Genomic DNA, 23847 nt, shown 5'->3' with positions numbered 1-23847 from the left:
TGTGGCAGTAGAAAGTCCGTAGATTTCAAGAAAGGAGAAATAAGCCTAGATTTTTTTGAATACTTTTTTATTCATCTCCTTATCTATTACTTTTTAAAGGAATTCATGAATGCTGAGCATTTCATCAATGGAAAAAAGTATTGACATGTCAAAAAGGAAAGGTTTTAACCATTGGTCCTTACCGTTAGTTTAAGTCACACACAACTTTTGAGCTTGATCCCATGTCATTCTAAGATTCTTTCCTATTTAGGACCATTTCAATTATTATGGTAATACAATTAATGGGGTTTGTCCTTCGTAAACTAATTCGTTAATTAAAAATCGCCTAAAAAGTTGATCAGTTAAAATACGTGAACCTTTTTGAACAATTAGTATTTCATCAATTTTGTTGTTAATTACTTTCTTTATACCGTCTACCCGATTATTGGCTTCGTAAATAGCAATGTTTGTAGTAAACCTTTCGGCATAAGTTTCCGCTAGATTCTGTAATTGTTCTTTTATATGGCTAGTGTCTTCGTTTGGTTTTGCCAAATGAAAAAATGTTATGGTAGTGTTCCGTTCGTCTATAAACTTAAAAAAGATGTCTAGTTCCTGTAGATTCAATATTTTTTTATCGCCTACTGCAACAAATATTTTTTCGTGCGAAAATGAATCAATTCCTTTAGGCATTGCAACCACCGTATTATTTGTGTTTCCAATAATCCGAAGGGCGACACTTCCAAGGAACAATTTTGTTAGCATTCCCGTACCTTTCAGACCTATAAAAATTAAATTTTCAAAAGGCTCTGCCAATAGTTGGGGTAAAGTTTGATGAAAATCCATTTCAGATACATAATAAGAAACCTCTATAGTATCTGGAATAAGGTCCTCTGCAAGTGCTTTTAATTTTTCAAGTGCTTTGTCATTAGCTTGCTGAATTATATATTGTCTTGCATCATCTTCTGCAAATGCTGGTAAATAAGCATGAGTTTGATGGTGCAAAAGAATCTTCGCATTTGTTTCTTTGCTCCAATCGCAGGCATACTTTATTAGATCGCTGGAATACTCTGAAAAGTCAATGAGTACTATAAACCGTTTTTTCATTTTCTTAAGATTTAAATGCGTGGTTCAGTGTGTAGGTACCAAAGTACTATTTGGAAATATTGTGGCCTAGCGTATAGATTCCTTGCGCCTTGTTGTATTAACTTATTAGTTGATAAAACGCTTCTACTTTACTCTGATTTCCTTGAATATAAATGATATCCCCTTGTTTAAGTATTTCGTCTGGCTGTACACTTTCTAACAATTTATCCTTTCTTTTAATGGCCAATATATTAATACCATAAATTACTCTTAAATTCAAGTCCCTTAAGGGTTTTCCAAGAAACTTATTACTATCAGACCTCATGCGTAAGCTTTTGATGTTGAAATCTGCCAATTCACTAGTTCTATAAGTTTTAGGGCCTTTTATATCTGCCTTGAACATTTGATAGTTGTCAGCCCTAACCTTATGAATAAGTTGGATAATATCGCCTTCTGGTACAAGGAAATTATGCAGTATGTGTTCAAATATTTGTATGGATGTTTCAAACTCCTCAGGAATTACTTCATCGGCACCTAGTGCCAATAATTCAGAGGTCTCTTTAACATATCTTGTCCTTACCACTAAATATAAGGAATCAGACATTGAACGTATGTTTTTAATAATGTTCTGAGTTTCTATATTTCCAGAAATAGCAATTACAGCTGCTCTCGCTCTGGACAGATGAACTGTTTCTAGAATATGGTCATTCGTTGCATCACCAAAGATGATAGGCAAACCTTTTGCTTTTTCCTTTTTAACTATTTCAGCATCCGTCTCAATTACGATAAAAGGGATGTTACTAGCGGTAGCTGCTTTAGCTAAATTGCTTCCATTTATTCCATATCCAATTATTACTAAGTGATTTTCTAAATCGGTTTCCACAATTTCTTCAATATCGTTGGAATCCAACTCCCTTTTCAGTCCTAACCTTTTTTTAATACCCACAACTTTATCCGCTATATTCTCGGAAAAAATAATAACAAATGGAGTTAAAATCATAGACACGATTGAAACGGATAAAAAGTATTGGTTAGTTTGAGGTGTTAACAGATTGTACTTAATACCTATCTTAGAAAGTATAAAAGCAAATTCCCCTACTTGGAAAAGCGACAAACCCGTTAAGATGGCAGTTTTGGTTGGATATTTAAGCGCAGCAACAGCAATTGCCGCAACAGATGATTTTAGTATAAGGACAATTAACACTAAAGCCAAGATTATAGGAATATTGCTTTTGAAAAAACTTAAATCGAGCAACATACCAACGGAAACAAAAAAGAAACTGGTGAAAAGCTCACGAAAAGGAAGGATAATACTAGTTGCCTGATGGCTATATTCCGATTCTGAAATTATAAGGCCTGCTATAAAAGCACCTAATGCCAGTGATAATCCTATTTCTGCCGTTAGAAAGGCAATAGCAAAACAAAGGGTAATCGTGACCAACAGAAAAAGCTCTTTACTATTAGTTTTTGCTACAGCATGCATTAATCTAGGTACAATAAACCGTGCGCTGATATAAGTGAGTGCAACCACAATAACCGATTTAACCAATAGCATTAATATATCCATGATTACATTGCTAGATTCTCCTGCAATCATTGGCGTGATAAGCAACATAGGCACCACTATAATATCTTGAAAAATTAGAATAGCCAAAGCGTTTCTAGCATGTGGAGAGGAAATTTCCTGTCTATCTTGCAATGTTTTTAAAACGATTGCGGTACTGGATAATGAAAATAGAAAGCCAACAAATACAGACTCATTCCAGGAATTTCCTAAAAGGTTGTAAACAAGAGCGGCAACACCTACAGTAAGTCCAACTTGTAAAAATCCACCTATAAAGACAGTCTTTTTAATGGAGACTAATTGCTTAATGGATAATTCCATTCCGATAACGAAAAGTAATAGAATAACACCAACTTCGGATAGCGTTTCTACTTGCTCTACGGCTTTAATAAGACTAAGCCCATATGGTCCAATAATGACCCCTGTCAACAGAAAACCTATTATAGAAGGAAGTTTTAACCGTTGCAGAACAAAAACGATAACGACTGAAAAACCTAGAAGTATAAGTATATCTTGTAATAATGGCATACGAATTAGCTATTCCTGTATTTAAATTCTTTGATCTGATTTTTCATTACCCTCACAAAATAAGAGTTGTTAAAGATAAACTAATGACAATAAACTATGTATCAATTTTGCATTTTATGGTGGTTTTGTTTATTATTTTTGGGCATAATAAATCAATTGGAACCACTTTAATCTAGTAAGGTGGACCGGGATGATACTTGTGAAGTATGAAGGTTTCCTACTATTTGGTTTTCCAATGCCTCCCTTCTGTTTAAACTTCCTTATACCCATCAAATAATTAAAACTGTCTCAATAAATCAAGATCAATAATTACTATGCTTATTTTTTATCATACGTTATAGGTATGGGGTAAGGAATGTTATATTCTCCATAATCTATTAATAATGGGATTGTAAAAGCAGAGGTTACTTGTGATGGTTTACGTATTTTTATAGTATAGGTTATTATTTTATTTCCATGCTCCAAGGTTCATTCTCTGTTGGAGTAGTTTTAACAATGCAAACCCATGGTTGAATTTAAAGTTGTTTGCTACTGAGGTGATGCTATATAACTATAAATACTAATTACTTGTAAAACCAACTATTATGGAACTGCTTAATAAATTTTTAGAATTTGAGCTTTTAAGTATAGGAAAGTATAATTTAAAAGTAGTTGGTTTAGTAATCGCGGTTCTAATTATAATGGTGACCAGATTTATTTTATGGCTGATTAAAAAGTCTATGTTTAGGAGAAGAAACCTAGAACACTTTAATGAAGGAAACACCTATTCTTTATACCAAATAATAAAATATATATTTTGGGTAATTGCCTTTGGGTTTATATTAGAATCCTTGGGAGTGAAAGTCACACTATTAATCGCGGGTTCCGCTGCGTTGTTAGTTGGAATAGGGCTTGGTTTGCAGCAAACTTTCAATGATATTATATCTGGAATAATTTTACTTTCCGAAAGGTCAATTAGGATTTCGGATGTCCTAGAAATAGATGGGGATATAGTAAAGATACAGGAGATTGGTCTACGTACTTCTAAAGGTTTAAATACGGACGATATTTCAATTATTATTCCTAACTCCTTAATTACCACCAATAAAGTTATTAATTGGAGTCATCAATCCAATCTAAATCGTTTTAGGATTGATGTTGGAGTAAGTTATGGTACTGACGTAGAATTCGTTATTAAAATTCTTGAAGAAAGTGCCAAAGGGCATCCAGATGTGGATAATACAAAGTTGGTAGAAGCGCGACTCAAGAATTTTGGGAATTCGTCCTTAGATTTTCAAGTGCTTTTTTATAGCAGTACCATTTTTGGTTCAGATAGGATGAAGAGTGATATTAGAAGAATTATAAACTCCAAGTTTATTGAGCATAATATAAACATACCCTTTCCGCAAATGGATGTACATATAAAATCTAGTCCTAAAGTAGATTAATTATCTGTTGCCTATTATTACGTAGGCGTTAAAAATAGTATAATGCGCTAGCTTGGTGCGATGCCAACCTAAGATAGTAAAACAGGGTTAATCATTTGAGTAACCCCGTTTTGTGTCTTCTTGTGTTTCCGTATAATTCTTTATTTCTTTACTTTAACCTCTCTTTCATTAAATACGGCTTTCGCTACATTTAAAGCATTTAGGACTCGTGGGAAACCAGCATAGGGAAGAAGGTGGATAATAGCATCTACTATTTCTTTAGGGGTTATCCCTATGGTAAGTCCGGTGTTAATGTGTAACCTTAATTGAGGTTCTAAACCCTGAGTAACTAAAGATGAGATGGTTATTAATGTTTTCTTCTCATGAGATAAGCCTTCCCTAGAATAAATATCACCAAATGCAAACTCAATAATGTAATCCTCTAATTCGGGATCTAAATCCATCAAGCTTTCAAAAGTAATAGAGTAGGCCGGATTTTCTGATTTATCTTCATATTTCCTTATTACTTCCATACCTTTTTGAAAACGTTTCGATTTTTCCATGACTATTTTTATTATTTGTGTTTTACTATTTTATCTAATTAGTACGTATTCTTACTTCGGGCACTATGCCGCATTATAAATAAATGTAAAAGGGAAAATAAGAATAATTTATCTGATTAGAAAAATCGGTTTAACAAAGTACTTGGTCTCCTCTTTGTATATACACTATATGGATAAAGAGGATTGGTTAAGGGCTTCAAGTTTATGTGAGCTTATATTGTATTGACTGTATTTATGATTGAGCAATTAATGGAATGCGTTAAAGTTTAAATCATTAACGAAGTTTATTATGCTATAGCATTCTTAGTTTTATATAAAGGAACTTTGGTGTATCATCTAATACACTTTTATGTCAACTATAGGAAGTTATTTAAGCGAATTGAGTTAAAACTACCTATTGTATTGATAATGTTCTAAGAAAGATTTATTAATCATAATAAAATTAATTTATATGAAAATTCAACCTTATTTAGCCTTTAATGGTAATTGCCACGAAGCATTAAACTTTTATGCAGATTTATTTGAAGCAGATATTATTAATAAACAGACTTACAAGGATAAAAAAATAGATGTTCCTTCTTCATTTCGGGATAAGTTACAACATGCTGAACTGAAAGGGAAAAATATTCATGTAATGGCCTATGACGCTTCTCCCGACACTCCAATAAACCATGGTAACCAAATTCATATGAGTGTTGATTTGGATAGTAAGGAGCGTGCTTCTGAGATGTTTAGTCAACTTTCCAAGAGCGGAAGGGTTCATCATGAATTTAGGGAGCGCGAGTGGGGATATTTTGGAAGATGCACAGATAAATTTGGAATTAATTGGATGGTGAATTATAACAATTAAGATGTGTATTTAATTCATTGGAAATAATATCACTTCAAGTTCATACCGAAGTAAATCCCGTAACATACAATCTTACGGGATTTTTTATTTCTTCTCTTGTAAACAGATTATGCCTTATTTCAGCGTTATTAAGCTATCCTCTATAAAGTCTATTTCTTTTATAGAGGGCTTGTCTTCCTTGAACATTAAATTTTTAGATAATTCAAATAAGTGCGCTTCGGTTTCAAAGAAATGCATCATATATCCAGCAGTATTAACAAACACTACAATATCTCCCCGTTCTGGTAGTTTAGGAAGGGTAATCTTTCTCTTAAGCAGAATATCCCTTTCTAGGCAATACGCTCCTGTAAAATAAACATCCACTTCCTCCGAACTTTCGGTATAGGTATTGTAAATGATATAGGGATCTAATAGAAAATCTGCACTAGAACTCATCAATTGAGACATATTCATTTCTAGACCTACTAGCCACTGCCCCTTAGAATCTTTTTTTCTATGTGCTACTTTGGCCACTGTAATGCCAGTTTGATTTAATAGTGATCTTCCTGGTTCAATCCTAATTTCAATATTTTCAGATTTTAATCGGTCGGTATTGTTCTTGTCTATATTGGGATCTCTATAATCCAAGATTTCGTTTAAAAAATCTACGCCGTTAGTGCTATTGAAAAATGGATATGTTTTTAGTTTTCCGTTTAACTTCCCATTTACCATTTCATATCCCAAACCATTTCCGTTAAAAGTAATACTGCTATTTCCCTTTTGGACGGACTCCCTTAGCCTATTGTCAAAATCTTTCCACTCCTGCTCATTGGCCAAATAATTCATTAAGATGCCACCACCCATATCAATAAATGAAATGTGGAACCCTTTTTCTTTTAATTGAGAAGCAATGGTAATACATGAAGATAAGGCCACTCCGCGCTGCTCTGTAGAATATCCATCTAGGTGAAAATGTAACCCCTTTAAGCTTAAATTGGCAAGCTCATTGTTTTTGCCAAAATGATTGGTAATGAAAGGGATAGTTTCATCTACATCAAATCCAAATCTGCTGTATAGCTTTTTTTTGTTAACATAAAACCCGCTGACTCTTATTCCAACTTCGGCCTTTATTCCAAGTCGGGAGGAGATGGAATTGATTAGTTTACATTCATCGTAATTATCTAATATTATGGTGATATTATTTTGAATAGCAAGTTCAATTTGATCGGTAGTTTTAATAGCTGAAGTTAACACCAAGCTATTGCTATTGCCCCCCAATTCTAAGGATTGTAATAATTCCTTAAAGCTTGCAGTGTCTACCCCTATACCAGAGTCCAAAGCCTGTTTCACTAATCCTCTAGATTTATTTGCCTTACGTGCATAATAAATCTGATGCCTTAGACCGCGTGAGTTGAACACCTTACTGAATTTTTTAATGTTTTGCTCAAAGGTTGAAAGGTTATGAAGATTAATTGGTGAACCATATTCAGTTATTAGCTGGTTTAGTTTCTCAAATTCCATTAATATTTTGTGCATCCATTCAGATGTTATTGGAGTGAGTCCGCCATTGGCGTTACCTTTAAAATACTTCATTTGTTTTTATTTTTTTAGGGCTATCCTGTTTTAGCTTTATTTCAGTTATAATATTTTTTGCCCAAGAAGCGGCAAAATTGTTTCTTTCTCGTGAAAGGGTATCGTTGTCAAAAGTTATCCCTTCGGTCGGCGTCCCATAAAAAGCGATATCCTTATTAACCTCCCCGTCTTTACTGTAGGGACTTCCCTGTATATCTAAATCAATATAACCAGGGCTATAACAACCATTGGTATTGTTGGTATAATTCCGAATAATACCACCTTCTAACATATTATTGAATAGCCCCTTCTGATTTTTAATACCTATGGCTCTAGGAATCGTAGCGTTTATTAGATACTGTACTATTTCCTTCTTATGGGGCTGTTTAAGCACATGTGACTGGGAGTCTGTTTCAAAGTTGCATTTAGAATTTTTAGCAAATGTGAGATCAATTATTCCCACTTTTTGAAGGGCTAATATCTTTTTTGCATTTAGTAGGGGAGGACCGTAGGCAAGCCGATTAAAGAGTCCAAAGTAATAAGAATCAAATAGCTGTTGCGAGGGAGCATCTAATCCTCCAAAACTGTAAATTTGATTGAAAATTGGACTTATTTGTCGCCATGTGGAGACGGCAGACATCAAGGGACTTTTTTTTAAACCTAGTTCCGCTTCCTTAATGAGGTGCCTATGATAATAGGAATTATACTCATGGGTAGGATATGGAAAATTGTTAAACGGATTTTCTATGTATTCCCAAGAAAATTTTGGTAGGTTTGGATGTTGTAAATGAAAATTTTCTACCTGTTCCTCAATCTTGGAAAAGTCTTCCTCCAATACTAGTTCTAAACCGTTCTCATTAAGCATGGTAGTGTAGTAAGCGATGTGAAATAACTGCTTAATCTTGGGAAGAATGGTTTCTTCGAAACTACATGGCCTAATTATACTGCCGGGGTTCAAAATTGACTTGATTACTTCTGGAGAAATAACCAAAATATCTTGGTCCCCTTTTCTAGGGACCATAGGTAATCCCGTTCTGGAAAATGGATAAATTTTTTGAGGTTCCTTTCCAGATGGTATATATTTTAGGCATCCGTTTGGCAATTCGTTAAATACTCCACCACGACCTTCCGTAAGAGAAAGTGCCGTATCTATAAAGGTTAAGCCCATTCCTTTTATGGCCACTTTTGAATGGGGTGAAATGTCACCTAATTGCTTATGAACAGGATAAACAAAGTTGATAAACCCAGTCATTCTTTTTTGTTGGGAAGCCATACCAGTTTGGTAGGAATAATGCCCCGTGGTAATTAATAATTTATGAAAATTTATATTGGAAAGTTGACTTTCGTTTTCTGAACTTTTTAATATATATCCGTTTTTATATCTATGGATATTGGTTATAGTTTGGACATGTGTAGTAAGTTTTACATTGTTGGGAAGATGTCGACATAGTTCATTAAAACAATGTGATAGGTATTTACCAACTGTAGCTCGTGATGAAAATAAATTGCAAATTTTAGACTTGGGCTTCTCTTGATTAATGGATAACCATTGCACGTAATTATCTATTACCAAATGGGGAACCTTGGGTTCATTTATAGTATTAAAATTGATTTTATGATTGGCATAGTTCATAATGAGATATTTGGGCTGATCTTGCCTATAAATATCTCCTGAACCAAAATAACCTGTTCTATTGAATAAATGGATGGCAATAGGAGTAGTTGTTCCCGAGTTCGCTATATGGGCTAATAGTTGCTCCAAACCATATAACCCTTTAGGTCCAAACCCTATGATTCCGATTGTCAGGGGAGATTCTTTGCCTATTGTTGTTGTGTTTTGCTCTACCATCCTCCTATAAAGTCTAATGAGTTTTTAACTCCAGGTATTTTCTTAAGGAGCCATTCTTTATTATATATAGTATCTAGATAACGATCACCCCGATCGCATAAAAGAAATACACAATTGCTATTATCTGGAATATTGGTCTCGTATTTCTTTATGGCAGAAATTACCCCACCTGTAGAGCCACCACATAGAATCCCCTCTTCTTTTAATAGGGACCAGCATCCCTTTACACAATCTAGGTCGCTTACTTCTATATTATCCCATAACTCGGAGGGGTCTAAAAATTGTGAGCGCACACTGGCGCCATGACCCGGAATTATTCTCTTTTTAGGAAGACCGCCAAAAAGTATGCTTCCTTCTGCATCCACAGCAATAATTTTTGTACCGATATCATTTTTGCTTATATAATCTGCACATCCCATTATAGTACCACAAGTACTTACGGCCATAAATAAGTAATCTACCTTACCATTAAGAGAATGTAGGATTTCAGTGATGGTGTTGTGGTGTGCTAATGGATTATTTGGGTTACCATATTGATTAGACCAATAACTATTAGGAATTTGTTTTAGTAATTGCTGGACTTTCTCTAGTCTGGCAGCTAAATACCCGCCATTATCATTTGGTGTCTTTATGTACTCTATTCTTGCACCATAGGTGCGTAATAATTTTTCGGTATGTTTATTAAGATGGGGGTCTACTACCACAATCAATTTTAAATTGAAGTAAAGGCAAGCCTGAGCCAGTCCTAAGGCCATATTCCCTGAGCTAGATTCAATAATGGTGTTCCCTGGTTGGATTTCACCATTATTTATCGCCTCTTGTAGAATGTACATGGAGGTACGATCCTTAACACTTCCGCTAGGATTAGACAGTTCTAACTTTCCATAAACATCATAGGCAGTGTTTTTAAATAGCCTATTTAGCTTCACTAATGGAGTATTTCCAATAGTGTCTACTATATTATTAGCAATCTTAAGATCTTTTTCTAAAGCTATCATTACCGGTGGATTTAAGTTGTACTTCTATGTAATTTGTTGAGGTACAGTATTACTTAGAGTTAAAAAGTACCGACAAATTAGAGAAGTGATTAACCTGTTCCGACAATTTGTTAGCCGAAATAGCTTAGAGCACATTTAGACGAGTTGGACTAATCCCTTATCATAAGGAACAGCTCCAGTTTAGGTACAATCCAATATTTTTTGAATAGTGTATTTAGGAATGCTATTTATATAACCAGAGTAGCTTAGGGTGTAGTAGGAAAAGGATAGACTTTAAATTTCGAAGTTTATAAATAGGTTAGAGTTGTTTTTCATTAAGCTATAGAGTTACATTTTTAATCGTTAAAGAAAATCGATTTTTAGGATGCATTGTAGTTTTATATAAAACATTTAAGATGCAGAATTGGATTTTATATACATGGTTACAGCAATTAAATAAACTATACGCCTACTCTCAGCTTCAGTATATAAATGCGGCATTAGAAGCGAAATCTCCTATGTTAAAAAAGTTTTTGGAGGAAAGGGCTTTTGAAAGGTTAGATTTTATCATGGAAATAGAATCAACCATTAAAATCTCTGAAAATGGATGCCAAAATGGTCAGGCCTTAGAAGAGGTTTACCAACAACATGTTAACTTATATGGTCAAAATATTTTAAATCGTACAATTTGTAGGACTAAGGACTTTCTGGATACTGACTTCAAGATTGTTGAGCTTTGTAATCTGCTCCTGTCCAATGAATTATTGCCCAAAATTCGATTAATTTTAAGAAAACACCTCTTAAAAGTGGAGTCAGCACGCCTTTCAATCTATTACTTAAGAACCCTTTATCCGGAGGGGTAAGTATAATTTAAAGAAAGTCTAATAGATAACCTTTTGGATTAAAAGTATCATACTGAGTGGGAAATAAATTCTCAGCCACTTGCTTACCCATTTTACTAAGGGTGACATCAAAAGAGTACTGATTTTATAGCGGAACGTTATTAAGAGTGTTTGTGTGTTAAGTAGTTAGCTTTTAGAGAGTTGTGGTTAATCGTGAATCAGTTAATTTTTAATGCAATGCCATTAATCACAATGCGAACAATATCCTATCTTTTTAAAAAATTAGTTTTAATAATCTAAAAATAGAAGTGATGAAAAAATATATTTTAGTACTAGGTGTATCTTTTGCTCTAATGACCCAGATTGGGTGTAAATCTAGTAAGGCGACCCAAACTGCACAGCAAAAAGAATCGTCAGAGATGGCTACTTCTAAAAGTTCTCAGTCTGCAGAGGCATTAAAAGCTACTGAAAAGGAAGCGTCAGAAGATGGTAATACAACCAATTTAGTACAAGGGTACAATGGATCTACGGGTTCTAATGTTAACGTGAACTCTGCATCTCTAGAAGTACCTACGACTACCGAGGAAGATTTTAATGAAATGTATGAAGAATTAAATATGACCGACAATCAAATTAAACAATTGGAAGTGGCCATTGAAGATTTTAAAACTAAACAACGTAATACTCCTAACGGAAAGATGATGGGTACGGTATCTAGTGAAAGGGAAAGACAATTAAAACAAATTTTATCGGAGGAACAATATTCTTTATATGAACAATGGAAGAATATTAAAGAGGAATAAGGAGTATTTAAGATGAATGAAAAGATCCCTTGAATGATTACTGATAACATTATTATAATTAATTATAGGTAGGTTGCCATTTGCAAAACATTTTCTGCTGTCTTAGTGAGAAAGGGGTGAAGGTGGTTTATGCCAATTAAAAATGCTTTAAATAATGCGATTGGGTTAATCAATCTTCCATTAGAGGTATTTAAACCTTTTACATCGAGTTAAATTTAAAAACCAAGAAAACAAAGCTACCTATAGGTGTAAGTTGTTGTACATAAGTAATTTAAGTATTTGTGTGTAAAACATTTATATATAAAGCGGGTTGTTAGTTTTGTAGAATTTATGAACCTATTGTTTGTAGGTTCGGGTGAATGTATATGTACTAAATTACTAAATAGAATCCATTTTGGATACTAAAAAACTTTTGATATTTCTTGCAGATGACGACCAAGACGACAGAATGTTTTTTTTGGAGGCCATTGATGAAATTTTGCTTGAAACTGAGACTAAAACCTTCGAAAATGGGGTTGATTTGATGTCGGAGCTATTGGATAAAGATACTCCACTGCCAGATTTAATATTTCTAGATTTAAATATGCCATTGATGTCAGGGGAGGAATGTCTCGAAGATATTCGAAATGAGCCTGAGCTAGTCGAGATACCTATTATAATATATTCTGGATTTATTGATCTTGATAAAATTAGCATGCTACGGAAGAAGGGAGCAACTAGATATTTGCAAAAGCCAACTTCTTTTAATAGCCTTTTGAAGTTAATAGAACAAGGAATAAACTCCCTATTTGAGTCGGAACACGGACCAAATTATATCATTAAAGATGGATAAGAATTAAATAATAATAACTAGGTCAGATTCGTGTTTGCCGGCAATTATTGAAGAGTTTGTAGCAAGGTGATTATTGCTTCTGATGGTTACTTATTGGTAGGGATTCTAAGTAAATATAGAGCTATGAAGTTAGATAAATATACAAAGCGTGCTATAATTGGAGGGTTTATCAGCATGTTATTTATAGCTTTAGGTACTATTTTGTTAGGGAAATTAAGTGGCTATGAGGCTAAAGAACTAATAAAAAGTTCTTTAAATGGAATGAATACCTTATGTAATACTATAGCATTGGCATCTGCAACTATTTTGGCACTGCTATTAACCTTGTTAAGTTTAAGCTCAAGCTCCAGATCGGAGCTTAAAAATGATTTTTATGAAGACGTGCTTCGTATAGCTAAGTTAGATACCATAATTTTCATAGCAGCAGTAATTACTTTCCTATTATTTAATTTACCTATTACGGAGTCGGATAATGTTCCCAATAATTGGTTTAATATCCTTTATTACCTTTCCCTTGGAGTTTCTAGTGTATTAAGTGCTGCCTTAATTGTTGTAGTGCTATTACTGTATAATACCGTAGTGAACCTAATTAAAATAGTTGGAATTGGAGTTACAAACCACCCTTTGGCGGTTGAAGAGGATGAATTAGAAAGCACAGAAAAAGAGTAGAAATTAAGTGCATCAGAAGTAATTTATTAAATTTCGCTTCACGGCATTTGGTTTAAAGAAAGGAGGGGAATATTAGGTTAAATTTGTTACATCTTATTTTGACATACTTTCGGGTATACGAATTTCTAACTTCCTCCTGTTCGACATTTTTTAATTAAAATCGTTCATTACCGATAATAATATACTCTTTTGGATTCATTGATTCTTTGTATTGCTTCTAAATTTACTTTTAGCATCTATTGAAAAGTTAATCTTTAAAATTAGAATTATGGACAAAAAATATATTGACAAAAAACAGGGAGAAGAAGATATTGAGTTAGTTAAGGAGGAAAAGGATCCAAAAAAGAATTATATTTTTCAGAAAACAAACATCACCAAAACCGGATTTATTATTATTTTGGTTGCCTTAATTCTAATAGTTATTGGAATCACTTTTTCCGGAGCAATTTTCGGTTCTGATGTTTAAAACCTTTAGATTTTTTTGATGGGTTTAATATTCTTGTTCACCTATTGGAAGAGGATGGATTTAGATTTTGGCTAGATTCTTATTCTCCTGCAATGGTGGACTCCGTTTCACTTCCGTATTCAATTTTATATATGCGGACGACAACCAAAAATAAGCTGATGAGTAACGGGCCAAATATTAACCCAATAAAACCAAATAAAGGGATTCCAATTATAACTCCAATTAATGTAATTAAGGGGTGTACATCGTCTAATTTCTGTAGCACAAACAGTCTAATGATATTATCGGTAAGGCCAACGACTACTATCCCATAAATTAAAATTCCCCATGCCTGAAAGTCATTACCGTTAGACATCGCAAGAATAAATACAGGGATGGTACCAAGGAAGCTACCAATAAAAGGAACCATAGATCCAATGGTTACAATCACTGCCCAAAAAATGGGGCTCTCTATACCAAAGATATAAAAGCCTATTAATGCAATTAACCCTTGTGCAACGGCTACCAAAGGAATTCCTATAGCATTAGCACGAACCATTTCACGCATTTCAACCCCTATAATCTTTAGATTGTGAGATTTTATGGGGATATATGCATAGAGTGCTTCACGTAGTTCTCTTCGGTTCGTAAGCATATAGTATAATAGGAAATACATTATCGTAATTGCCATAAACATGTCAAATGTGCCTCCAGCAAAACCTTGTAGATTTTCGGATAACCATTTAGATATTGCAGATACATCTATTTGAGAAGATATATCGTATCCTAATCGGTCTTCCCAAATTTGCAATTCCGATTTAAAGGCCTTTGCCACCATTTCATAGTTGGCCACTGTTTTACCAATTTTATTGCCTAACATTAGTATGGCGCCAGCAACTGGGACAAGAATTACTAAGAAAGATGTCAGCATTAGAAGTCCTGCTGCTAGATTACTATTCCAACCTCTTTTTACTAAATATCGCATGGGTCTTTTTATAAGCACATAAATTGTTATGGCTCCAAGTATACCAGACAGATAAGGTAGCATCTCAACAAAAATAAGTCCGCCTAGAAAGGTAATCAATAATAACACCACAAGTTGCCTTATAGTTTTTGAGCTGATCCCATCCATACTTTAAAATTTTAAATCGTTAGGTTTATGAATACGCGCTTACCAATAGGTGTAATGCGGTTGTAAATGTAAGTTGAGTTTAATAGTTTTTTAACGTTTTTCAAAAATAACTTAATGGTATTGATTTTTACTAGTGTATGCGTAGAATAAGTTATTAGAAAATATGGATATAGAGAATTTAGTCATAAATTATTAAAGTTCCTTTTCCAAAAACTAAGCAGAATTATAATCAATATGATATTGCAACCTAAAGATTATTAATCATTTAGGGTAATATTCGGTGAGATGTAGTTAAATGTTTAGCATTATATAATTTAATTTTAACTATATGGTTGTAAATGCGAAATACTAACCCTCCAATTCTGTATTTATTCATAATATTAAGTGAACATAAAAAATAAATATAATGGATATTCTTAAAGTGAAGGGAGTTTTAGAAACTTCACTCTATGTTTCTAATTTACAGGTTGCCATGGACTTTTATAAAACTATTTTTAAGATGGACACACTTATAGAAAATAGAAATTTCTGTGCTTTAAATGTAACTAACAAACAAGTTTTGCTTCTGTTTCAAAAAGGCTCAGCAAGCCAAGGTAGTAGTGGTACCGGGGGCATCATTCCACCCCATGATGGATTTGGAAACTTACACCTTGCATTTTCTATTTCGGAAGCAGATCTTATCCCGTGGAAGGAATGGTTAACTGAAAATAAGGTTGAGATTGAAAGTGAATATAAATGGGAGCGTGGAGGAACAAGCCTTTATTTCCGAGACGCAGACAATCATTTATTGGAATTGGCCACACCTGGGTTGTGGACTATTTATTAAATATAGTAATCAATAAATTTTACATGGAAATAAATTATTTCCTAAATAGGATGAATCTTATAAACTCTATAAAATGAAAACTTCAAATTATACTAAATTTCTACTAATGTTAATTTGCTCAGCAATATCTATGTATATAACCATGTATTTTAATACGTATGAATTTAATCATGTATATTTTAGCTGGACAAGAATGTATATGACTTTTATTGGAATAGGGGGAATGGCAATTATAATGCTGTTGTTTATGTTAGATATGTATCCTAATAGAATGAAAAACACAAGCATTATTTTGGGAAGTATTTTTCTGATGACTATTTCCACCTATTTGGTTCGACAACAACTTCCGATCAATGATATAAAATGGATGAAAGCGATGATACCCCATCATTCCATAGCTATCCTAACTAGTGGTCGTGCCAACATACAGGACCCAGAGGTGAAGCAGCTTGCAGAGCAGATTATTAAAGCACAGGAAAAGGAGATAGCTGAGATGAAAGAAATGATTAAGCGCTTAGAAAATAAATAAACCATACCACTCCTTTAATTGTTTATACTATTTCAGCAATTATTCCTTTAGATAATCCTATCCTTGTTTACTTACATTAATAACCATGCGGCAATTGAAAAATATATTATTACACCACAGATATCAGATAAAGAAGTGACTAATGGTGCACTAGCAGTTGCTGGATCTAAATTTAATCTTGTGAAAATAAAGGGTAAAAGTAGCCCTATTAAACTCCCAATCATTACGGTAGAGATCATTGCAAAGGCAACAACAATAATAATTTCTGGCGCTCTAAAACTAGCAATTGCAGCTACTCCTGCTGCCATAGTAATTCCCAAGAGAAAAGAGATGATAAATTCTTTACCTACAAGCTTATTCCAATCGCTCAATTTTACTCCGCCAACGGCTAAATAGCGAATCATTAGGGTGGCGGACTGTGAACCTGCATTTCCTCCGCTATCAATTAGTAGTGGTAAAAAGAATACTAGGGGAACAAAGGACTGGATCACCTCCTCAAAACCGGACATGGCCGCACCAGAAAAGACGTTCATGAAAACCAATATAAATAGCCATCCAACCCTATTCTTATATAGGTCGAACACTTTAGCTTTAATGGGGTCGGCAATAGCACTATTTATCGATCCAAATTTATGGAAATCTTCGGTAGACTCTAATTCTTCAACATCCATAATATCGTCGAATGTCACTATACCTATTAATAAACCATCTTCATCTACAACAGGTAGGGCTGCTCTATCAGATTCTTTAAATAATTTTACTGCCTCTTCCTGATCGTCCATAGCGTTTAGTGCAACAAATCGATGGTCCATTAGCTCTTCTACCAGTTGATTGGGTTCTGCAAGGAGTAACTTCCTAATCCGAATGTCATCAATCATTTTTCCACCTTCATCTATTATAAAAATTACGTTTAAGGTGTCTGAGTTTTGACCGTTTTTCCGGATATATTCAAAAGATTCTGCTACAGAATAATTGGGTTTAACCGCAACAAACTCCGGGGTCATTAGTCGGCCAACACTGTCCTTAGGGTAACTTAGTAGTTGGGTTGTAATCTCCCGTTCTTCCGGAGATAATAAAAGAATCAGACGTTTAGAAACATCTGTTGGCAATTGTTTAAAAAACGAAGTTCTGTCGTCCGGTTCTATATCGTTTAAGAGAGTTGATACCTTAAGAGGGTTTTCTCCCAAGATTTCTATAATGTTTAATTGATCGGAATAGGAAAGTAGTTTAAAAGTTCTTTTTGCCCTTTCTCTAGTAAGCAACCTAAAAAGTATAATTTGTTCCCTTTTAGGAATATCTTGCAAGACGTGGACAACTTCGTTAGCTTCTAAATCATTAATGGAACGACTTATTAGCTTCCATTCTTTATTCCTGATCATTTCCAGGAAGTCTATTTTAGATTCGATCATACGGATATATGTGGATTTTTATTCAACAGTTTCGCTGTATTTTCTTGTGCAATCCCAACTTGAAAATAGGGCATAGCAATAAGTATAATTGAGGTATGTTTTTTTTGTTTTACTATACCATCATCAAACCCAAGAGAAGTCCTAAAAATAGGGGCTTTAATTAACATCTGCAATTAACATAACTACTTTGGTAAAGGAAGTAATAACTACTTTATGTAAAACAGCATATTAAATAACTAAACCATTTTGCGAACTTTAAATTATGGTTATATTGTTTAATAAGGCAAAAATTAATCGTCAGTAGAATAAAGAGGTATTCTATGCATATTGAAAATTAAATAGCTGCCTTTTGTAACGGGATTAATGAAAGGGAAAACGTAAAACGAACATGATTATGAAGACGGTAATAAAAACAGAAAAACTACCTATAAAGATTTGGTTAAAAGAAGGAGAGATGGAAGAAGGGGCGTTAAAGCAGGCCCGTAATTTGGCGAATCTCCCTTTTGCTTATAAACATATTGCCATTATGCCAGATACTCACCAGGGATATGGAATGCCTATTGGGGCCGTTTTGGCTACCAAGGGAGCCATTATTCCCAATGCCGTAGGAGTAGATATTGGTTGCGGGATGTGTTCTTTACGGACTAATCTTGAGGAATTGGAAACTGCCGATTTAAAAAAAATAATGACACAAATTAGAAAATCGGTTCCAGTGGGTTATAAGCGACATAGTAGCCCACAAGAAGAGTCTTGGATGCCAGAGCTAAAGGGAAACCTACCTATTGCAGAACAGGAATATGAAAACGCATTGTATCAAATTGGAACATTGGGAGGAGGAAACCATTTTGTAGAAATACAAAAGGGGTCAGACGGATATATTTGGATTATGATTCACTCTGGGTCTAGGAATATTGGTTTTACCGTTGCAAATCACTATAATAAGTTAGCTCAGGCTAAGAATAAGGTATCGGGTAATAAGGTGCCAATGGATTTGGCATACTTGTCAGAAGACGATAAGGATTATGAGCTTTATTGGAATGAGATGAATTATTGTATTGACTTTGCTCTTGCTAATAGAAAACTTATGATGGAGCGTACCAAGATGGCATTTAAGGATATTCTGCCTGAGGTGGAATTTACGGATTTCATCAATAAACCTCACAATTTTGCATCTATAGAAACCCATTTTGGTGAGAAAGTTATTGTACATAGAAAAGGAGCTACTAGGGCGCGAGAAGGGGAGTGGGGTATGATTCCAGGTTCTCAGGGGACTAGATCTTTTTTGGTGAAAGGTAAGGGGAATGTACATTCCTTTGAGTCCTGTTCTCATGGCGCAGGAAGGGTAATGAGTAGAGCACAGGCGCGTAAGAAATTAGATCTTAAGAAAGAGAGCAAAGCATTAGAGGAACAAGGAATACTGCATGCTATTAGGCACCGGAACGATTTGGATGAGGCTCCTAGTTCATATAAAAATATAGAAGAGGTAATGGCAAATCAGATGGATTTAGTAGATATACAAATAGAATTACAGCCATTGGCCGTAGTTAAGGGGTAGGCGTTATTAGGTTGAATCAGATTTAAGGTTAATTAAAAAATTTGTTAGCAGCTCTATTTTTTTCAGAATAATGTTCATAAAAAAGCCAAAATAGATGCCTCACAAAGTTGCGAGGATCTATTTTGGCTAAAAATTGGGGGAACTTTATTATAAATAATTATACTGAAGTAGGTTAATCGTCCAATAAATCTATAATGTCTTTTAGCTTCTCCTTAATTTGATCAGCAATTTCATTGTTGCCATCTTGGTCTTCTGGACTTATTTCGATAAGACCATCGTTATTGCCATCAACAGCTTGGGAAAGATCTACTGCACCTACACCGTAAAGAAGTTGCGATAGGTCAAACTGAATGGTTAGATTTGTCTGACTTTCAACGATTTCAATTTTCTTTTGGGAATCTTCAAAATCGATTTCAATTTCTTCATCAAAGTCGTGCCAAAAGCTAAATGGAACATCGTCAATGGTACCCTTAATCAATATGGATTTACCAAACATTTCGCTATTAGCATCGGTGCTTTTATCAATATCGAATTCTAACTCCTCATAGGTTCCTACAGGAACGTCAACATTGATAAAGGAGATTTCTCCACTTAAAAGATCAAGTTCAAACGGACCTTCAAGTTCTATTTCATCTTCATAGCCAAAGAAGCCATCGTTATCCCATTGTTCGTTCTCATCATCGTCATAATCAAGATCGAGCTCTAATTCAAACTCTTTTAGGTTGATTAAAAAGTCGCTCAACACAATATTAGGGCCTACTTCTTTTGCCGTTTTGGATGAGCTTCCATTTGGATTGGAAATTTTCCCTTTTGCACTGATTGCTATTTTCCCTTGTTTGGTTGTGGTTGAATCATTGTCTTTTTCACAACTTACCACGGTTAGCATTCCAAGAATTCCCATTCCTGCAACTAAAATGGATTTTTTTACGTTCGAAAAAACATTTCGATTGTCTGTAGTCATTTTACTATTATTTAATTGTTTGTATTGAAACAACTAACATTGGAATAACCCTACCGTAAAAGTGAATATTTTTTAAAAATATTTATTATGAGTTGATAATGAGCGAGTTAATTAAGGTGTATTTCTTCCCGAATTTTAAATCTTGCTATGGTATGTCTTCAATTCCTAGTCTAAAAGTATTTACCAATCCATTTGGTGTTTTGTGGTGTAGTTGTGGAGGAAGTCACGGTTATTTTACTAGGCTTAGCTATTTTGTCGTACACATCTTCTTCGTACATGCTTGGTATTTGATGTTCTACCACACTTTCAATCTTATATTCTATAAAGTTAAATCCTGCTTTTAGATTTAAGTCATAAGTGTATAAAGTTTCGATAGTGTCATTTTCTGTATTGGAGATGGTGGCATTGCATTGTCCTTGGTAATCAAAATCCGATGCAACATAGACCACCTCATAATAAGATCCAATTACGGCATTATTAGAATAGGAGTCTTCTAACCATGGCAATAGATCATCATTGGTAATCATATATAGTAAACCAGAATAGGGGTTACCCTGGGTACTCAATGAAATAAATCCGCCATTAACAGCTTCAATGTTCTCATCCTCGGAAAGTATATCGTAATTATTATCGCACTTAGAGAACAAGGTAAAGATAGCATCAGACATAAAGTTTGCTTTTACTTCATCATTAATAGAAGTAATATCTTTTGGGAGATTAAAATATATTTCCCCAGAATCAGCAATAGATCCAATGATTATAGGTTGCTCCATGCCAAAGGAAAATAGTACTAAATCCATAGCCTTTAGCGGATACTTTTCTACCTTGGCCACGGATTGTGCGGTAATAAAATCAATGGACAAGAGGATTATTAAAAGAAGTGATTTTTTCATGATATGTGTAGTTTATAAATTAAAAGCGTTATTTATATGTTGTACTGTGATGTTAGGAATAATTGAATGTAGCTGCAATTGATATAGCACACCCATTAAAGGTTGGACACCCATAAAATCATTTTTAAATTAGGATCTAGGGGCATATAATTTGGGGTTTCAGAGAATAAAATGATTTATTTTTTTTTCATACTTCTATTTGGTTAAGGGATTAAGGTAAAATGTTCTTCCAATATTTTACTGGGCCTTTTATCTCGGTATAGGTAGCTAGCTTTAATATATGCCGTAGGAGCAGTGTTAGCTTGACCATAGGGTATGGTATATGATATTTCAAAGGTTCTATTGGCAATACCATCATTGTTGTAAACAATCATTTTAAATTTAGAATGCCCTTTACCGCTCTCAATGTTTTTAGGTACTTCATTCCAATGTAGCCAAGGCTTCGTATTATCTCCGATTTTGGCGAATAGGGTAGTTGTGGTATTATTTATTTCAATCTTAGGGAAACTACCATCGTTGTCATTGTTTATGAAATGCATTTGTCCACTTAGATTCATCGAAATTAGGGAGAGCATTATTATAATTATTATATGCGTTTTCATAGCTCATTTTGTGTAGTTAAATAATATATTGAATATGCTTCATCCACCTAATTATGCTCCAATGATATATTAGCAAATTTTAGTCTATAATCACACTTAATTAGAAGGTCATTTTTAAAATAGGGTTTTAAATGCACTAGTGTTAGGGCATTGATTTATGCTCTTCCATGTATTTTTACAAATATCCCAACATTCATTAGTTTGAGAAGGGTTGAGTAGCTTGCAAAAGCAACGAGTATTTTTTTTAGAATTACAGCTTAACAAATTCTACCCTTCTATTATTAGCTCTTCCTTTTTCAGTGGAATTATCATCTACGGCTTCTGATTCACCTTTTCCCATAGATTGCAGACGATCTTCACGTATTCCAAACTCTTGAATAAGAAGTTGCTTTACCGTTGCTGCCCTATTTTCTGATAAAGTTTGATTATAGCTTACTTCCCCTTTATTGTCGGTATGTCCAATAATTTGTAGACTAATGGAATCATCATCGCGTAGCAAATTAGCGATGTCCAATAGTATTCCGTAGGATTCTTTTTTTACGGTTGATTTGGCGGTATCAAAGTATATTCCTGTAGTACTAAATTTACCATCCTTCAGCAATAAAGAACGTAGATCCTCTGTAGACTCCGCAATTTTAAAGTTAGAGACACCTACGAAATGACCTTCTTCTGGTAACACATCCATTACCTGAATTAAAAAATATCTCCCAATGTCTGCCTGTATAATATTAGGAGAATCCACCAATTTCTCTTCATTGATCCAGATGCGTAATCGTTTTTTATTTACTGCAATGGAAACATGTACTGTTTCATTTAGGTATTCCTTAATTACTCGGTCAATACGATTTCCAACTTTTACTTCTACGTCGCCTCCAAAATTTTCAACTTTTCGTACACTAAAACCGTTATGAGAAAGTAAGATTTCTAAATCGGCAATTGTTCCCGCGCTACCCATGGAATAGGATTTCTTTGTTAAGAATGCAAAATATATTTTACTGCCAGGTCTTCCTGCACCATAGCCGTTATTGGTTAAATCAAATTCTATGGTATAATTTTCAGGCAATGTATTCTCCATGGTAGGCGTATATCCAGAACGCCTCACAAGGGAAAGCCACTTTACATCTGAGTTACTAATGTTTACAACCTCCCCAGAACCGTTGGTTTCCCACAAAGCTGGGAAGTCGCCAAGTGCATCAGCTGCAAAATCATCATAAAATAAAAGCTTATTCCCTGGTACAAAGGTGAAATCGCTATACACCCCAAAAGCATTTCGTTCGGTAGGTTTCCCTGAAGTATTTTGAGGCTCATTTACTTCATTCTCTTTTTGTTGGGTAGAATTATTTTCTTTGTTTTTTTTCTTATTTCCCTTTTTACCATCTAGAATGGTATCCATTACTTTTCCAGTTTCACGGTAAACCTTTTGTTCTGACTTTCTAATTACGGCTTCTTCGGCTGCTCTTTCCACGCGTTTCCCCAATCTTTTAAGAATTTGTGCATGGCATAAACTGTTACCAAAAGAAAAGATGAGTAGAAAAATAGATATCCTTAAACCTAATTTAATTGTTTTCATTTCATACTAATTTTAAGAGATCAAAATTTGATCTGTGTTCGCAGAACTAAAGTTCTAGTATGTGTATGAAAAACAGTAGGTTAAATGTAACAGAGGCTCTAGTTTAAGTTTGCGTTGATATTAGTTTTTCATACCTAGTGTCTATATTTCTGTATCTGGCATAGGTTCCAATGTCTTCAACGGTCTTGGGAACAAAGGCCTGGAGCATGTCCTTACTACCCTTGAGGTGCTCCTTTACCCTAAACCAATTCAGATACTGCTGAAGATATTTGGTCGAAACGCCCCAAAAAGTGCCGTCTATCCATTTCTTTAGTCTATTGTGCGTGGAATTCACATGTTGTATATGGTAAACGCCTTGCTTTACCCGTTGTTTTATAATTCCCTTCAGGGCATGGTGTTCCAGTTTTCGATCCATTGCAAAACCTTTGT

23 protein-coding genes are annotated in these 23847 nt (G+C 34.2%); 10 read left to right on the top strand and 13 right to left on the bottom strand.

Annotated features, from left to right (window positions below; genetic code table 11):
• Positions 1–264 precede the first annotated feature (264 nt).
• Both H344_RS0115160 and H344_RS0115155 read right to left on the bottom strand, forming a co-directional pair.
• Entirely contained in the window at positions 265–1083 is an 819-nt protein-coding gene (locus tag H344_RS0115160; protein WP_026811073.1) for a universal stress protein, read from the bottom strand.
• A gap of 97 nt (positions 1084–1180) precedes the next feature.
• Positions 1181–3154, bottom strand: a complete 1974-nt coding sequence (locus tag H344_RS0115155) for a monovalent cation:proton antiporter family protein (RefSeq protein ID WP_051254361.1) — start codon at positions 3152–3154, stop codon at positions 1181–1183.
• Positions 3155–3738: 584 nt separating this feature from the next.
• On the opposite strand from H344_RS0115155, the gene H344_RS0115145 reads away from it, so the two are divergent.
• Entirely contained in the window at positions 3739–4581 is an 843-nt protein-coding gene (locus tag H344_RS0115145; RefSeq protein WP_026811070.1) for a mechanosensitive ion channel family protein, read from the top strand.
• Positions 4582–4721: 140 nt separating this feature from the next.
• Here H344_RS0115145 and H344_RS0115140 read toward each other — a convergent pair whose 3' ends face one another.
• Positions 4722–5123, bottom strand: coding sequence for a carboxymuconolactone decarboxylase family protein (locus tag H344_RS0115140; protein ID WP_026811069.1), 402 nt, complete (start codon positions 5121–5123; stop codon positions 4722–4724).
• A 451-nt stretch (positions 5124–5574) separates the two neighbouring features.
• Here H344_RS0115140 and H344_RS0115135 point away from each other — a divergent pair, with 451 nt between their 5' ends.
• Entirely contained in the window at positions 5575–5973 is a 399-nt protein-coding gene (locus tag H344_RS0115135) for a VOC family protein (protein WP_026811068.1), read from the top strand.
• A gap of 114 nt (positions 5974–6087) precedes the next feature.
• Here the strand turns inward: H344_RS0115135 and H344_RS0115130 are convergent, their stop codons facing one another.
• Genes H344_RS0115130 through sbnA form a run of 3 tightly spaced genes read right to left on the bottom strand, consistent with a single transcriptional unit; the run spans position 6088 to position 10371 of the window.
• Complete coding sequence (locus tag H344_RS0115130) at positions 6088–7545, bottom strand: type III PLP-dependent enzyme domain-containing protein (RefSeq protein ID WP_026811067.1); 1458 nt, start codon at positions 7543–7545, stop codon at positions 6088–6090.
• Entirely contained in the window at positions 7532–9373 is a 1842-nt protein-coding gene (locus H344_RS20505) for an FAD/NAD(P)-binding protein (RefSeq protein WP_051254360.1), read from the bottom strand. The genes H344_RS0115130 and H344_RS20505 overlap by 14 nt, the downstream gene beginning before the upstream one ends.
• Positions 9367–10371 (bottom strand): 2,3-diaminopropionate biosynthesis protein SbnA, encoded by a 1005-nt coding sequence (sbnA, locus tag H344_RS0115120; protein WP_026811066.1) that lies wholly within the window; start codon positions 10369–10371, stop codon positions 9367–9369. The genes H344_RS20505 and sbnA overlap by 7 nt, the downstream gene beginning before the upstream one ends.
• Before the next feature lie 395 nt (positions 10372–10766).
• Here sbnA and H344_RS0115115 point away from each other — a divergent pair, with 395 nt between their 5' ends.
• From H344_RS0115115 to H344_RS0115095, 5 genes are all read left to right on the top strand, one after another.
• A complete protein-coding gene (locus H344_RS0115115; protein ID WP_026811065.1) occupies positions 10767–11213 on the top strand; it encodes a hypothetical protein in 447 nt (148 codons plus the stop codon).
• 290 nt (positions 11214–11503) lie between these two features.
• On the top strand, positions 11504–11995 hold the full coding sequence (locus H344_RS0115110) for a hypothetical protein (RefSeq protein WP_026811064.1): 492 nt from the start codon (positions 11504–11506) through the stop codon (positions 11993–11995).
• Positions 11996–12389: 394 nt separating this feature from the next.
• The gene (locus H344_RS0115105; protein WP_034256784.1) at positions 12390–12827 is read left to right on the top strand and encodes a response regulator; all 438 of its coding nucleotides are present in this window, start codon (positions 12390–12392) and stop codon (positions 12825–12827) included.
• Between the two features lie 123 nt (positions 12828–12950).
• Positions 12951–13496, top strand: coding sequence for a hypothetical protein (locus tag H344_RS0115100; protein ID WP_026811062.1), 546 nt, complete (start codon positions 12951–12953; stop codon positions 13494–13496).
• Between the two features lie 268 nt (positions 13497–13764).
• A complete protein-coding gene (locus tag H344_RS0115095) occupies positions 13765–13962 on the top strand; it encodes a hypothetical protein (RefSeq protein WP_157378321.1) in 198 nt (65 codons plus the stop codon).
• Between the two features lie 79 nt (positions 13963–14041).
• On the opposite strand, the gene H344_RS0115090 is transcribed toward H344_RS0115095, so the two are convergent.
• On the bottom strand, positions 14042–15073 hold the full coding sequence (locus H344_RS0115090) for an AI-2E family transporter (protein WP_026811060.1): 1032 nt from the start codon (positions 15071–15073) through the stop codon (positions 14042–14044).
• Between the two features lie 406 nt (positions 15074–15479).
• Between H344_RS0115090 and H344_RS0115085 the strand changes: the two genes are divergently transcribed.
• Complete coding sequence (locus H344_RS0115085; protein WP_026811059.1) at positions 15480–15899, top strand: VOC family protein; 420 nt, start codon at positions 15480–15482, stop codon at positions 15897–15899.
• Positions 15900–15972: 73 nt separating this feature from the next.
• Positions 15973–16428, top strand: coding sequence for a DUF305 domain-containing protein (locus H344_RS0115080; protein ID WP_026811058.1), 456 nt, complete (start codon positions 15973–15975; stop codon positions 16426–16428).
• 71 nt (positions 16429–16499) lie between these two features.
• Here H344_RS0115080 and mgtE read toward each other — a convergent pair whose 3' ends face one another.
• Positions 16500–17837, bottom strand: a complete 1338-nt coding sequence (mgtE, locus tag H344_RS0115075) for a magnesium transporter (protein WP_026811057.1) — start codon at positions 17835–17837, stop codon at positions 16500–16502.
• 394 nt (positions 17838–18231) lie between these two features.
• Between mgtE and H344_RS0115065 the strand changes: the two genes are divergently transcribed.
• On the top strand, positions 18232–19392 hold the full coding sequence (locus tag H344_RS0115065) for an RtcB family protein (protein ID WP_026811056.1): 1161 nt from the start codon (positions 18232–18234) through the stop codon (positions 19390–19392).
• 172 nt (positions 19393–19564) lie between these two features.
• Here the strand turns inward: H344_RS0115065 and H344_RS20500 are convergent, their stop codons facing one another.
• From H344_RS20500 to H344_RS21205, 5 genes are all read right to left on the bottom strand, one after another.
• A complete protein-coding gene (locus H344_RS20500) occupies positions 19565–20353 on the bottom strand; it encodes a hypothetical protein (RefSeq protein ID WP_051254359.1) in 789 nt (262 codons plus the stop codon).
• Positions 20354–20523: 170 nt separating this feature from the next.
• Positions 20524–21246: a hypothetical protein gene (locus H344_RS0115055; protein ID WP_026811055.1), complete on the bottom strand. Its 723-nt coding sequence runs from the start codon at positions 21244–21246 to the stop codon at positions 20524–20526.
• A 203-nt stretch (positions 21247–21449) separates the two neighbouring features.
• Complete coding sequence (locus H344_RS0115050) at positions 21450–21848, bottom strand: hypothetical protein (RefSeq protein ID WP_157378319.1); 399 nt, start codon at positions 21846–21848, stop codon at positions 21450–21452.
• Positions 21849–22098: 250 nt separating this feature from the next.
• Positions 22099–23418, bottom strand: a complete 1320-nt coding sequence (locus H344_RS0115045; protein ID WP_026811053.1) for an OmpA family protein — start codon at positions 23416–23418, stop codon at positions 22099–22101.
• Positions 23419–23521: 103 nt separating this feature from the next.
• Positions 23522–23847 (bottom strand): transposase (locus H344_RS21205; protein ID WP_205667192.1); only part of this gene is annotated, 326 nt, incomplete at its 5' end.

This window comes from Arenibacter latericius DSM 15913, assembly GCF_000424985.1.
Taxonomy (GTDB): domain Bacteria; phylum Bacteroidota; class Bacteroidia; order Flavobacteriales; family Flavobacteriaceae; genus Arenibacter; species Arenibacter latericius.
The sequence above is the reverse complement of the archived record's forward strand: the minus strand, read 5'-3'. Positions and strand labels throughout refer to the sequence as shown.